Genomic DNA, 13,102 nt, shown 5'->3' on the forward strand with positions numbered 1-13,102 from the left:
TATAGGTATTATAAATATAATTCTGAAATACCCGTGTAAATTAACCGGGTATTTTTTTATTTAAATATACTCCGGGGGAGTTTATTCTTATCTATAATTATAAGTGGCTATTTCTGACAGAGCGTAAATAATAAAAAAGACCCTGTGGATTACATAAAAATAACAATAAAATCATAGCTGTTAACTAAAAGTGTGCGTCCGGTTTATATCTCCGTACAGAGTGTGACGGGCACTGTAAAACAAACACAGAAAGATAGAGTCATTTCTCCGTTCCCTCTATTATCACCGCTATCTTTATTTTTTATTTTCAGCGCCGGTACAATAAATAAAATACAAATTATTATCATTTTATTGCTGTATAGGTGAGCCGGGAAGCGGACTTATTATGAATTTAATGCAGCCATTTGTATCAGAAAAATTAATACTTAAAAATAAACTGGTTTATCCACCGATCAGAATAAAACGGGCAACTGACGGCTACGCTAATTATTTTCATCTGGCACATTATATGTCTTTTGCGGTAGGCCAGGTAGGACTGATTATAATGGAGGAGTGCGCGGTAGCCGCTGATGCGCGCCTGGGAAGCGGGGCGTTGGGATTATATAAAGATGATCATGCCATTATGCTCAGGCAGATTGTGAGTATGTTGCAAAATGAAGGCAGCAAGGTCGCCATTCAGCTTAACCACGCAGGAAATAAATCCCGCCTGGAATCTGACGGTATTATTCAGGATATTAACGCATTAACACAGGCTGATATCATTGAGTTATTTTCCTGCTACACCCAAGCTGCGGAGCGGGCGGTGACAGCGGGGTTTGATGCTCTTGAAATCATGGCTTCCCATGAATTTTTGATTTCGCAGTTTATCGACAGACGGACAAATCAGCGGACAGATATATATGCAGAACCGGTAATTTTTCTGACAGAGTTACTGACTGCAATCAGAACGGTATGGCCGGAGGATAAAGCAATTATTATCCGGATCGGGACGCGTTATTGTGAAGATAGCAGTATTTTATTTACTCAAAATATTTTAAATAATATTAATCACCTTATCGATATTGTACATATTTCAAACGGTGGAAACCGTATGCACGGAACGAATAAAGGAATTGCTTATCAGCTGGATGATGCCCGGGAAATAAAAAAACAGTGTAAAAAACCGGTTATTGTTGTTGGTGGTATTCATGACCATCAATTAGCCGATGAAATACTGGAACATCAGTATGCTGATTTAATTGCGGTAGGTCGCGGGTTGTTACGTAACCCTAACTGGTTCCTTGAGTATCTGTTTAAGTATGATCGAAAACTGATCCCGCGTCCTTATATCCGCGCGTTTCGCTGACATAAAGAATAAAAATGATGAAGGGGGATTAAGGGATGATGAAAGCAGCAGTAATAAAAAATAGTATTATCGTATTTATTTTATCACTGGTTTTCGGTACAGCCGGAGCAAGAGAGATTACTGATCTTGCCGGTAATAATGTTGTTATTCCGGATGATATACAGCGGATAGCCGTTGTGCCTATTCCGTGGATGTCGATGGTGTATACCGTAGATGGTTCAGATAACAAAATTATCGGTATGCACCCGTCAGCGAAAGAGGCATATCACAATAGTATATTAAAAACACTGGCACCCGGAATTGAACAGATTAACAGCAGTTTTGTGAATAAAGATTTTACAATTAACGGCGAAGTGCTGGTTAATTTAAAACCGGATTTGGTTATTATCTGGGATTACCAGAAAGAAGAAAAAGATAAACTGGATAAACTCGGTATTCCGGCTGTTGCCATTAAATATGGCGACCTGAATGATGTCAGAAATGGTATTTTGCTGCTGGGACAAATTCTGGATAAAGAACAACGCGCGGCCGAATTAATCCGTTTTTTTGATAAGCAAAATAACGTCGTTCATCGACAGGCTGAAAATAACAGTCCGGTAACTGCCCGTGAAATGAAAAATGGTATTCCCGGTGTGTTATATGTCAGGGACCGACATTTAGTTGTCGCCAGCGGAACGTCAGTGAATGACCTGATGATTAGTCGTGCGGGCGGCGTCAATATTACACACGATTTGGCGGTGAAACCTAACTGGACAACTGTTTCTATGGAGCAACTGATTAACTGGGACCCGGAAATTATTATTCTGAGCCAGTTTGACTCCATCGTTCCGGAAGATATTTACCGTAATACCGTGGGCTGGCAGGGGGCGGGTTCTCTCTCTGCGGTAAAAAATAAGCGGGTTTATAAGGCTCCGATGGGTATTTACCGCTGGGATGCGCCGGGAATTGAAACTCCGCTGATGATTAAATGGATAGAGGACAGAATTGACGGTAAACCGGTGGATGACGCCGGTGTTCAGGATGAGATCCGTCAGTTTTTCCGGCAGTTTTTTGATGTGAATCTGACCGATGCACAGATGCGCGATATTCTCAGTCTTGATGTGAATACCACTGGCAGGAATGCGAAGAAATAGCCACATAACGTTTTAATATTAAAGTTGATATGCCGGAGACGTATTGGCGGCTCCGGCATTGTCGACCCTGTTACTTACACTTCAGATTTTTCACCTTTCCGGTAACGATGAGAATTTGCATGGGATTTTAAACCAATCATCTCAGGGGCAAATTCATCGACATTGATTGAGCGTAAACGACTGGCTTCGGCTTTACACAGAATCTCCGCTTCTTCAGGAGTGACTTTCCCTTCTGCCAGTGCACTTTCAGCCAGCTTATCCAGCTGGGTAAAATCAATATATTTTTCTGCCAGACGGCTCAGACGACCAACCAGCGGCTCAGCGGCAATAATATCGCTGAGTGCCTCATTGAGCAGCCCGTGCGGATTATTTTTTACTGGTGCCAGGTATTGTCCGCGACCAATTCTGTCACGTGTGTCGGAAGGCTCCTGTAACAGGCGGGCGAGTTTACTGTCCAGTTTATCGGAGGGCGCGCGGTGATGGCGACCGGTCGGAAAGACAGTCAGGCGCAGCAGTGCAGCGACGTTTCTGTCAGGGAAATTTGCCAGTAAATCATCCATCGCTTTTTCACCTTCATAAAGGCAATCCTGTACCGCCCAGTGAACCAGCGGAAGGTCGGCCTGCGGACGTCCGTCTTCATCAAAGCGTTTCAAGGTGGCAGAGGCGAGATAAAGCTGACTGAGGATATCGCCAAGCCGCGCCGAAATGCGTTCACGCCGTTTCAGGCTGCCGCCGAGTGTCGCCATCGCGGTATCGGACAGCAGTGCCAGGTTAGCACTGAGGCGGTTAAGATGCTGATAATAGCGGCGGGTTTCATCACGAAACGGCGAGGCACTGAAACGCCCCCGGGACAGTCCCAGCCAGAAGCTGCGGGTTGCCGCTGTCAGAACATGACCAATATGGGCAAAAAGGGCGCAGTCGAATTTATTCAGCTGATTATTATCAGCGGCATCCATTTCTGCCAGAACATACGGGTGGCAGCGGATAGCGCCCTGACCAAAAATAATCATACTGCGGGTCAGAATATTGGCACCTTCAACAGTAATAGCAATTGGTGCGCCCTGGTAAAACCGGGCAAGAAAATTAGAGGGGCCGAGACAGATACCTTTCCCGCCGGCAATATCCATTGCGTCAATAATGGCGCGCTGCCCTCTGTGGGTACAGTGATACTTCACAATAGCAGAAAGTACGGCGGGTTTTTCACCCAGCATAATGCCGGTGGTGATAAGTGTTGCGGCGGCATCCATCAGATAGGCATTACCGGCAATGCGTGCCAGAGGCTCTTCAATCCCCTCCATTTTACCAATCGGTATCCGGAACTGACGGCGGATACGGGCGTATGCACCAATCGCTATTGCCGCACTTTTTAATCCGCCGGTGGCATTGGACGGCAGGGTGATACCGCGTCCGACAGACAGACACTCAACCAGCATCCGCCAGCCCTGACCTGCCATTGCCGGTCCGCCGATAATATAATCGAGCGGGACAAACACATCTTTACCGCGTGTCGGTCCGTTCTGGAACGGAATATTAAGCGGAAAATGCCGGGTGCCGGTTTCCACTCCCGGGGTATTCACCGGGATCAGTGCACAGGTGATCCCGAGTGAGGTTTTATCCCCGAGAAGTTTATCAGGGTCATACAATTTAAAGGCGAGACCCAGCACAGTGGCGACAGGTGCGAGTGTGATATAGCGTTTGTTCCAGTTCAGACGGATGCCCGGTACCTGGTCTCCCAGCCACTCGCCCATACAGACAATACCGCTGTCCGGGATAGCGCCTGCATCCGATCCGGCTTCAGGGCTGGTTAGTGCAAAACAGGGGATTTCTTCACCGGAAGCGAGACCCGGCAGCCAGCGTTTTTTCTGCTCGTCAGTGCCGTAGTGCTGAAGTAATTCACCGGGACCGAGAGAGTTAGGCACACCGACAGTAATAGCCAGAATACCGGAAACCCCTGCCAGTTTTTGCAGCACTCTTGCCTGGGCATAAGCAGAAAAGGCAAGCCCGCCGTATTCTTTGCGGATAATCATGGCGAAGAATTTATGTTCGCGCAGGAATTGCCACAGCTCAGGCGGGAGATCAGCCAGCTCATGAGTAATATCGAAGTCATTTGCCATGCGACAGGCTTCCTCAACCGGTCCGTCCAGAAATGCCTGCTCTTCCTGTGTCAGTTGTGGTTTCGGGTAATTGTGCAGTTTCTGCCAGTCCGGCTGTCCCTGAAACAGATCACCTTCCCACCAGGTTGTTCCCGCATCGATAGCTTCTTTTTCTGTCTGTGACATCGCAGGCATAACTTTTTTGAACAATAGCATCAGCCGGCTGCTGAACAGCGCCCGCCGGAAAGTCGTTACGACGAACGGCAGCATGATCAGCAGCAAAAGTAGTGTGACAGGAAACGGCCATAACCCGGATACATTCATGATGATACTGAACAGCGTCAGTGTCAGTGCGCTGTACATCAAACCAACACGATGAAATGAGAGCAGTCCGGTAACAGCGATAAATAGAATAATGCTGAGTAGTATCATTATTAACCTCCGTAATTGAATATCCGTGTCAGTACAATGCGACATCAGAGGTCTGACCTGTTCTGTTCAGATTTAGCGCAATGAAGAAAAAACTTCAATGATTTCACATTTTATTTACAACTCAGCTCACAAAAATAAAATGACAAAATGCGTGTTGTTCTCAGATGCCACAGATTGCATCTTTTTTCACCGCGGGAGATCCGTTACACTTAAAGAAGACAAATCCGATTAATTTTCAGGAGCCTATCTCTATGTACCAGGAACTTATCCGCGGTGAACTGACCGAAGCCGCTGCAACTCTTGATAACTTTTTGAAAGATGAGAAGAATATTGAGGTTATCCAGCAGGCGGCGGTCATGTTGGCTGACTCATTCAAAGCCGGTGGCAAAGTGATGTCATGTGGTAATGGCGGTTCACACTGTGATGCGATGCACTTTGCTGAAGAGCTGACCGGGCGTTACCGTGAAAACCGCCCGGGATATCCGGCAATTGCGATTTCTGACGTTAGTCACTTATCATGTGTCAGTAATGATTTCGGCTATGAATATGTTTTTTCCCGGTTTGTTGAATCAGTTGGTCGTGAAGGCGATGTATTACTCGGTATTTCCACTTCAGGCAATTCCGGCAATATCATCAGAGCGATTGATGCCGCGCGAGCCAAAGGAATGAAAGTGATTACACTGACCGGTAAAGATGGCGGAAAGATGGCTGGTAGTGCAGATATTGAAATCCGCGTTCCCCATTTTGGTTACGCTGATCGTATTCAGGAGATCCATATTAAAGTGATCCATATCCTGATTATGCTGATTGAAAAAGAGATGGTTAAGTAAGAAAGGGACAGTAATTAATCAGGAAAGATCCGGGGTATATAAATATATTCAGATCTTTCCTGGGTGAGTTATTTATTATCTCTGTAAGAAATGATTTTAAATTAAAACAATAAAACCGGATATAGTATAAATAATCTCAATTATGCGGTGGTTTTTCCACTGATAACATTAAAGATACCGGTGATTTTACCGGCAACAGAACCGGGAGCATCGCCCGGGGAGCCGTACTCAAGCGCAGGTTTGATAACACGCGCACCCAGAACTACGGCTGCAACAGTACCGACAGCAATTAAACCACAGCAACCACCGGAGACTGCATTCATTTCATTACTTGCTAATTCTTTCATGTTATTTCCTTGTTATTTTAAATGATTGTATTAAATATCCATATTAATAACCGGAAATTAATTCGTTTAAAAATAAATTAATTATTAACTCCCGATGTTTAATGCAATGTATTATTAAAATTAATAATTATCGGGAATGATATTAATGTTGTTATGAAATTTTAATAATGAAAATTATATATTTATTTTTAGCCGGTAGTTTCCCTGTTTCGGGATAAATAAATATAGCTGCGCAAAATTATTTATATATAACCAAATCATCTGAACAAATGAGGTTTATGTGATTGTTAATCTATCGGATAACGGGTAAAAATAGGTTCGTGGATGGATGATAAAAATGCCATTATACCCAACGAACCAGCAGTTTGAATAAATAAGGGTATATACAGTGAATGCAGGGCGGAGGGTGTTATGTGCGAATTACTGGGCATGAGCGCGAATGTACCGACGGATATCTATTTCAGCCTCAGCGGCCTTATTCCGCGCGGTGGTCAGACGGGACCTCATAAAGACGGGTGGGGAATAACCTTCTATGAAGGAATGGGATGCCGCACGTTTAAAGACCCGCAAGCCTGCTGCGAGTCTCCCGTTGCCCGCTTTGTCCAGGAATATCCGATAAAATCAGAAGCGGTGATTGCCCATATCCGCCAGGCAAACCGGGGCGTTGTATCACTGGAAAACACACATCCGTTTACCCGCGAATTATGGGGACGAAACTGGACTTATGCCCATAACGGACAATTAACAGGTTATGAGCATCTGCCGACCGGGTTTTACAGCCCTGTGGGGCAGACGGATAGTGAGCATGCTTTTTGCTGGTTGCTCAACAGGTTGCAGGCAAAGTATCCGCAGCCACCGCAGGATTGGCGCGGGGTATTTAGCGACATTATGTTACTGGCCGATGAACTGCGTCAGTTTGGTGTCTTTAATATGCTGTTGTCTGACGGACGCTATGTTCTGGCATATTGTTCGACTAATCTGCACTGGATCACCCGCCGGGCGCCATTTGGAAAAGCCCGGCTGACAGACAGTGATGTGGAGATTGATTTTTCACAGCACACGCACCCGGGTGATGTTGTGTCGGTTATTGCAACACAGCCGCTGACCGGTAACGAACAATGGCAGAAAATTAACGGGGGTGAAGCTGTTCTTTTTCATTACGGCGAGCGGATTGATTCCTTACTCTGAGCTGCGGGTCAGTAATGTCTCTGTGACTGAGGCTGGTGCTGCGGGGTGAGCATTCACAACATAGCGTCCGTTTATCACAGAGACAATCGCAGGGACCCGGTTATCGGTAAAGTATTGATACGCTGGCTGTAATTGCTGCCAGAATGCCATGTGCGATGAATTCCGGTGGCGGTTCATATTCTCCTGATTCATCCGGAACGGATAAATTGCAATATTCAGGTCTGTCTGACCGCCCTGCAATGCATTCTCCACGTAGCGGTAAATCTCCCCCATATAAGCATCCGTCATCGCGTAGCAACCTACCGATTTGCAATCTCCGTGGATCATCAGATAATCACCGGTATAGCCATGTGCCTGGTCAAATTCATTGGGAAAACCAAGGTTGATAGCTCGATAAAACCGACTGTTCGGGTTTAATTGTGCCGGCGTTACACGATAAAACCCCTCCGGACTTTTTAAATCACCGGTTAACTGTTTCGGACCCAGACCACCGGAAAACTGACAAACAGGATAACGTTTGACCAATCTGAAACGTCCGTTACTTTCGCGGTGATACAATTCCAGCTCTTTTTCTTCTTTGAATATCTGTATAAATACGGGGTTATTACGGACATCACTTATCTGAGGTGTGAGCCATAATGACGGGGTTTCAGCCCGGGTTACTGATGACAGACCAACGAAAAACAGAAGGCCGGACATTATGAAAATGATACGTCTTATTGTCTGCATTCAGGATATGGATAGGTTGGTGAAAAAAGTAGCAATAGATTGCCATGATGTCGGTAATTTGTGAATGGTTCTTCCCGGAATAAAATCATTTGTTATCAAAAAAGCGATGATTAAAAAACAACCATCAATCGTTAAAGATGACTAAATGCCTCGGTTTTTTCGAGTTCATGGGTTTTATTTACGACATTAATCTTATTTGCTTGAGCCAGGTCACTCGTTTCATCAGACAGAGGTGTTGTGAAGTGGTAAAATAAACGGGATCTGGTTTAAGCAAAATTGTGACAATTATCGGAGAAAATAACTTGGGGTGACGAGTGCGGCCCAAGCTGTTTTTATTGTTGAGTTATCATAGTCTGCTCCGGCAGCTTTGATGTGGGTTTAACAGAAAACTTGTGCAAAATTTATGATTAAAATTAAAAAAGGACTCGACCTGCCGATAGCAGGTTCACCTGCCCAAGTCATAGAAGATGGCCCTTTGATCCGCCACGTAGCACTGCTGGGTGAGGAATATGTAGGGATGCGTCCGTCTATGCTGGTTCAGGAAGGCGGGCAGGTAAAAAAAGGACAGGCACTTTTTGAAGACAAAAAGAACCCCGGCGTCATTTTTACCAGCCCGGCCAGCGGATACGTAAAAGCTGTTAACCGTGGTGAGCGTCGTGTACTGCAATCTGTTGTCATTGAGGTGCAGGGAGATGAACAAATCACGTTTGACCGCTACGATCGCCGTGATCTGTCTGCGCTGACCCGCGAACAGGCAGAGAAAAATTTAGTGTCCTCCGGGTTATGGACGGCACTGCGGACCCGCCCGTTCAGCCGCAGTCCGGCTATTGGCTCGGTTCCGGCGGCTATTTTTGTAACCGCAATGGATACCAACCCGCTGGCGGCTGATCCGCTGGTGATTATCCGTGAGGAACACGCCGCGTTTGATGACGGGCTACAGGTTCTCAGCCGTCTGACGGAAGGCAAAGTTCATATCTGTCACGCCGGGGCTGATTTCAGCAAGGTTACGGATAACAACCAACTGAGTTACACACAGTTTACCGGCCCGCATCCGGCGGGACTTGCCGGTACACATATCCATTTCCTGGAACCGGTCAGTGCAAAGAAAATCGTCTGGTCGCTCAATTATCAGGATGTTATCGCTATCGGGAAACTTTTTACGACCGGGCTTTTATATACCGATCGCATTGTGGCACTCGGTGGTCCGCAGGTGGAAAATCCGCGTCTGCTGAGAACTCGTCTCGGTGCTGACCTGAATGAACTGACTGATGGTCAGCTGAAAGCCGGTGAAAACCGGATTATTTCAGGCTCAGTCCTGTGGGGTGTTGCCAGTGATGATGCTCATCATTATCTGGGTCGTTTTGTTAATCAGGTATCTGTTCTGGCGGAAGGCCGGGAAAAAGAGCTGTTTGGCTGGATTATGCCGGGTGCGGATAAATATACTGTTACCCGCACCACCCTGGGACATTTCTTTAAGAAGAAATTGTTTTCATTCACCACAGCAATGCATGGCGGTGAGCGTTCCATGGTGCCAATCGGCAGCTATGAACGTGTGATGCCGCTCGACATTATGGCGACGCATTTCCTGCGTGATCTGCTGGCGGGAGATACTGACAGCTCGCAGGCACTGGGTGCGCTGGAGCTGGATGAGGAAGATCTGGGGCTGTGTACTTACGTCTGCCAGAGTAAATATGAGTACGGCCCGGTGCTGCGTGACGTACTGACCAGGATCGAGCAGGAAGGGTAATTATGGGTCTGAAAAATTTTTTAGAGAAAATTGAGCCGCATTTTGAACCGGGCGGCAAATTACAGAGATGGTACGTGCTTTATGAAGCTGCCGCGACCATCTTCTATACACCGGGAACAGTGACCCGCGGACGTTCACACGTACGCGACACCATTGACCTTAAACGCCTGATGATTCTGGTCTGGCTCTCCGTTTTCCCGGCCATGTTCTGGGGAATGTACAACGTAGGTAATCAGGCTATTCCGGTGCTGCTGGATATGTACAGCGGTGCGGAACTTCAGCAGGTGATCGCGGGAGACTGGCATTATCGCCTGGCGGAGCTTGTCGGCGTCTCCTTTACGTCTGATGCGGGCTGGGGCAGCAAAATGCTGTTCGGTGCTGTCTATTTCCTGCCGGTTTATGCAGTGATTTTTGCGGTGGGTGGTTTCTGGGAGGTTCTGTTTGCCCTGATCCGTGGCCATGAAATCAATGAAGGCTTCTTTATTACCTCCATTCTGCTGGCATTAATTGTGCCACCGACTCTGCCGTTATGGCAGGCAGCACTGGCGGTTTCATTTGGTGTGGTGGTCGCGAAAGAAATTTTCGGGGGAACCGGACGCAATTTCCTGAACCCGGCACTTGCCGGACGTGCTTTTCTTTTCTTCGCTTATCCGGCGCAAATTTCCGGCGATACCGTCTGGACAGCGGCGGATGGTTTCTCAGGTGCAACCCCACTGTCACAGTGGGCGGTCGGTGGTAATACACATCTGGTTAATACGCTGACCAATCAACCTATTTCGTGGATGGATGCTTTCATCGGTAACATTCCCGGCTCGATTGGTGAAGTGTCAACGCTGATGATCCTTATCGGCGGTGCCGTCATTCTGTTTGCCCGTATTGCCTCGCTGCGTATTGTGGCGGGTGTAATGGCCGGGATGATTGTGATGTCGCTGATATTCAACCTGATTGGATCGGACACCAACCCGCTGTTTGCGATGCCGTGGTACTGGCATCTGGTGCTGGGGGGCTTTGCGTTCGGGATGATCTTTATGGCAACGGACCCGGTATCGGCTTCATTTACTGATAAAGGCAAATGGGCTTACGGGATACTTATCGGGGTGATGTGTGTCCTGATCAGGGTGGCAAATCCGGCCTATCCGGAAGGTATGATGTTGGCAATTTTGTTCGCTAACTTATTCGCGCCGTTATTTGATTATCTGGTTGTTCAGGCAAATATTAAGCGGAGAAAAGCGCGTGGCTAATGAAAAAACGAAAAACAAGGACAGTGTCGCAAGAACGTTTATCGTTGTCTTCGTCCTTTGCCTTGTGTGTTCAGTCATCGTGGCGGGTTCTGCCGTGGGTCTGAAATCCACGCAGCAGGCACAAATTATGCTGGATAAACAGCGCAATATCCTGGATGTCGCCGGGTTACTTACGCCGTCAATGCCGGCAGATGAGATTGATACTGTCTACAAAAAATTTATCAAAGTTAAATTGGTAGATTTAAAAACCGGTCAGATGACTGACAGCCGTGGTAAATACGATCTTAATGACGAGTTGCGCAGCGACGAAACCAGTATCGCATTATCACCGGAAGAGGATTTGGCAAAAATCCGCCGCCGTGCGATCAGCGCGGAGATTTATCTGGTGCAGAACGACAAAGGCGAAACCAGTAAAATTGTTCTGCCGGTATATGGTTCCGGTCTGTGGTCTGTGATGTATGCCTTTATCGCGATTGACGTGGATGGGATTACCTCTGAGGGGATCTCTTACTATCAGCACGGTGAAACCCCGGGGCTGGGTGGTGAGGTGGATAATCCGCAGTGGCGTAAACAGTGGGTTGGTAAAAAACTGTTTAATGAGAAAGGTTTACCGGCGATTAAAATTATCCGCAGCGGCTCCACTGACAGCCCGTACGGGATTGATGGCTTATCCGGCGCGACACTGACCTCAAACGGTATCCAGCACATGTTTGATTTCTGGCTGGGTGATAACGGTTTTGGCCCGTTCCTGAAAACAGTACGCGAAGGAGCGTTAAATCATGGCTGACAGTAAAGAAATTAAGCGCGTTCTTCTCGGACCGTTATTTGATAATAACCCGATAGCCTTACAGATTCTGGGGGTTTGTTCGGCGCTGGCGGTAACCACAAAACTGGAAACGGCACTGGTAATGACCATTGCAGTGACGCTGGTGACTGCGTTTTCCAGCATGTTTATCTCTATGATCCGTAACTTTATTCCGGGCAGTGTGCGGATAATTGTGCAGATGGCGATTATTGCCTCGCTGGTTATTCTTGTTGACCAAATCCTGCGGGCCTACGCTTACGGGATCTCCAAACAGCTCTCCGTATTCGTCGGTCTGATCATCACAAACTGTATTGTGATGGGGCGTGCGGAAGCGTACGCAATGAAAGCACCGCCGATTGAAAGTTTTATGGATGGTATCGGTAACGGCCTGGGCTACGGAGTGATCCTGCTGATGGTAGGCTTTGTCCGTGAGCTGGTAGGGTCCGGTAAACTCTTTGGCGTGACGGTACTGGAAACAATTCAGAACGGCGGCTGGTATCAGCCTAACGGATTATTCCTGCTGGCACCGAGTGCATTTTTCATTATCGGTATACTGATCTGGGGATTACGTACACTGAAACCATCACAAATCGAGGAGGATTAAGATATGGAACATTATATCAGTCTCTTTGTGAAAGCCGTGTTCATTGAAAATATGGCGCTGGCCTTCTTTCTCGGGATGTGTACCTTTCTTGCGGTGTCCAAAAATGTAAAAACAGCATTTGGTCTGGGCGTTGCAGTTACCGTCGTTCTCGGGATCTCCGTTCCGGCAAATAACCTGGTGTACAACCTGTTGTTACGTGACGGCGCACTGATGGATGGTGTGGATTTAAGCTTTCTGAATTTCATCACCTTTATCGGGGTGATTGCCGCACTGGTACAAATTCTGGAGATGATTTTAGATCGCTACTTCCCGTCGCTGTATAACGCGCTGGGGATCTTCCTGCCGCTTATCACAGTGAACTGTGCCATTTTCGGTGGTGTCTCCTTTATGGCACAGCGCGATTACAATTTCACGGAATCTATTGTTTACGGCTTTGGTTCCGGTATCGGCTGGTTGCTGGCGATTGTGCTGATGGCGGCCATCCGCGAGAAGATGAAGTACTCCGATGTGCCGGGCGGTCTGAAAGGGCTGGGGATCACATTTGTGACCACCGGTCTGATGGCTCTGGGCTTTATGTCCTTCTCCGGCGTACAGTTATAAGGGTGAAA

The 13,102-nt window shown here is 47.1% G+C and carries 12 protein-coding genes; 9 read left to right on the plus strand and 3 right to left on the minus strand.

Annotation, left to right across the window (positions count from 1 at the left end; all coding sequences use genetic code 11):
- The first annotated feature begins 385 nt into the window (after positions 1–385).
- The gene (locus ACMHKJ_RS05075; RefSeq protein ID WP_413492424.1) at positions 386–1,345 is read left to right on the plus strand and encodes an oxidoreductase; all 960 of its coding nucleotides are present in this window, start codon (positions 386–388) and stop codon (positions 1,343–1,345) included.
- Between the two features lie 35 nt (positions 1,346–1,380).
- Entirely contained in the window at positions 1,381–2,478 is a 1,098-nt protein-coding gene (locus tag ACMHKJ_RS05080; RefSeq protein ID WP_413492425.1) for an ABC transporter substrate-binding protein, read from the plus strand.
- 74 nt (positions 2,479–2,552) lie between these two features.
- On the opposite strand, the gene fadE is transcribed toward ACMHKJ_RS05080, so the two are convergent.
- Entirely contained in the window at positions 2,553–5,003 is a 2,451-nt protein-coding gene (gene fadE / locus ACMHKJ_RS05085; RefSeq protein WP_413492427.1) for an acyl-CoA dehydrogenase FadE, read from the minus strand.
- A gap of 251 nt (positions 5,004–5,254) precedes the next feature.
- Between fadE and lpcA the strand changes: the two genes are divergently transcribed.
- Positions 5,255–5,833, plus strand: coding sequence for a D-sedoheptulose 7-phosphate isomerase (gene lpcA / locus ACMHKJ_RS05090; protein WP_067367512.1), 579 nt, complete (start codon positions 5,255–5,257; stop codon positions 5,831–5,833).
- A 140-nt stretch (positions 5,834–5,973) separates the two neighbouring features.
- Here the strand turns inward: lpcA and ACMHKJ_RS05095 are convergent, their stop codons facing one another.
- A complete protein-coding gene (locus ACMHKJ_RS05095; protein ID WP_413492428.1) occupies positions 5,974–6,180 on the minus strand; it encodes a hypothetical protein in 207 nt (68 codons plus the stop codon).
- Positions 6,181–6,591: 411 nt separating this feature from the next.
- On the opposite strand from ACMHKJ_RS05095, the gene ACMHKJ_RS05100 reads away from it, so the two are divergent.
- Entirely contained in the window at positions 6,592–7,368 is a 777-nt protein-coding gene (locus tag ACMHKJ_RS05100; protein WP_413492429.1) for a class II glutamine amidotransferase, read from the plus strand.
- Here ACMHKJ_RS05100 and ACMHKJ_RS05105 read toward each other — a convergent pair.
- Complete coding sequence (locus ACMHKJ_RS05105) at positions 7,360–8,067, minus strand: L,D-transpeptidase family protein (RefSeq protein ID WP_413492430.1); 708 nt, start codon at positions 8,065–8,067, stop codon at positions 7,360–7,362. The genes ACMHKJ_RS05100 and ACMHKJ_RS05105 overlap by 9 nt on opposite strands.
- Before the next feature lie 433 nt (positions 8,068–8,500).
- Between ACMHKJ_RS05105 and ACMHKJ_RS05110 the strand changes: the two genes are divergently transcribed.
- From ACMHKJ_RS05110 to nqrE, 5 genes are read left to right on the plus strand one after another with little or no spacing between them, the layout of a single operon-like run.
- On the plus strand, positions 8,501–9,844 hold the full coding sequence (locus ACMHKJ_RS05110) for a Na(+)-translocating NADH-quinone reductase subunit A (protein WP_413492431.1): 1,344 nt from the start codon (positions 8,501–8,503) through the stop codon (positions 9,842–9,844).
- Positions 9,845–9,846: 2 nt separating this feature from the next.
- The gene (locus tag ACMHKJ_RS05115) at positions 9,847–11,085 is read left to right on the plus strand and encodes an NADH:ubiquinone reductase (Na(+)-transporting) subunit B (protein WP_067367492.1); all 1,239 of its coding nucleotides are present in this window, start codon (positions 9,847–9,849) and stop codon (positions 11,083–11,085) included.
- Positions 11,078–11,872: a Na(+)-translocating NADH-quinone reductase subunit C gene (locus ACMHKJ_RS05120; RefSeq protein WP_413492432.1), complete on the plus strand. Its 795-nt coding sequence runs from the start codon at positions 11,078–11,080 to the stop codon at positions 11,870–11,872. The genes ACMHKJ_RS05115 and ACMHKJ_RS05120 overlap by 8 nt, the downstream gene beginning before the upstream one ends.
- Positions 11,865–12,494, plus strand: coding sequence for an NADH:ubiquinone reductase (Na(+)-transporting) subunit D (locus ACMHKJ_RS05125; RefSeq protein WP_413492433.1), 630 nt, complete (start codon positions 11,865–11,867; stop codon positions 12,492–12,494). The genes ACMHKJ_RS05120 and ACMHKJ_RS05125 overlap by 8 nt, the downstream gene beginning before the upstream one ends.
- A 3-nt stretch (positions 12,495–12,497) precedes the next feature.
- Entirely contained in the window at positions 12,498–13,094 is a 597-nt protein-coding gene (gene nqrE, locus ACMHKJ_RS05130; RefSeq protein ID WP_067367483.1) for an NADH:ubiquinone reductase (Na(+)-transporting) subunit E, read from the plus strand.
- The last annotated feature ends 8 nt before the right edge of the window (positions 13,095–13,102 follow it).

The sequence above is a fragment of the Morganella psychrotolerans genome (assembly GCF_965118875.1).
In the GTDB taxonomy this organism is placed as follows: domain Bacteria; phylum Pseudomonadota; class Gammaproteobacteria; order Enterobacterales; family Enterobacteriaceae; genus Morganella; species Morganella psychrotolerans_C.

Coding starts and splice junctions, on each gene's coding strand:
- ACMHKJ_RS05075 (WP_413492424.1), top strand. CDS start 386: ATGAATTTAATGCAGCCATTTGTATCAGAAAAATTAATACTTAAAAAT.
- ACMHKJ_RS05080 (WP_413492425.1), top strand. CDS start 1,381: ATGATGAAAGCAGCAGTAATAAAAAATAGTATTATCGTATTTATTTTA.
- fadE (WP_413492427.1), bottom strand. CDS start 5,003: ATGATACTACTCAGCATTATTCTATTTATCGCTGTTACCGGACTGCTC.
- lpcA (WP_067367512.1), top strand. CDS start 5,255: ATGTACCAGGAACTTATCCGCGGTGAACTGACCGAAGCCGCTGCAACT.
- ACMHKJ_RS05095 (WP_413492428.1), bottom strand. CDS start 6,180: ATGAAAGAATTAGCAAGTAATGAAATGAATGCAGTCTCCGGTGGTTGC.
- ACMHKJ_RS05100 (WP_413492429.1), top strand. CDS start 6,592: ATGTGCGAATTACTGGGCATGAGCGCGAATGTACCGACGGATATCTAT.
- ACMHKJ_RS05105 (WP_413492430.1), bottom strand. CDS start 8,067: ATGTCCGGCCTTCTGTTTTTCGTTGGTCTGTCATCAGTAACCCGGGCT.
- ACMHKJ_RS05110 (WP_413492431.1), top strand. CDS start 8,501: ATGATTAAAATTAAAAAAGGACTCGACCTGCCGATAGCAGGTTCACCT.
- ACMHKJ_RS05115 (WP_067367492.1), top strand. CDS start 9,847: ATGGGTCTGAAAAATTTTTTAGAGAAAATTGAGCCGCATTTTGAACCG.
- ACMHKJ_RS05125 (WP_413492433.1), top strand. CDS start 11,865: ATGGCTGACAGTAAAGAAATTAAGCGCGTTCTTCTCGGACCGTTATTT.
- nqrE (WP_067367483.1), top strand. CDS start 12,498: ATGGAACATTATATCAGTCTCTTTGTGAAAGCCGTGTTCATTGAAAAT.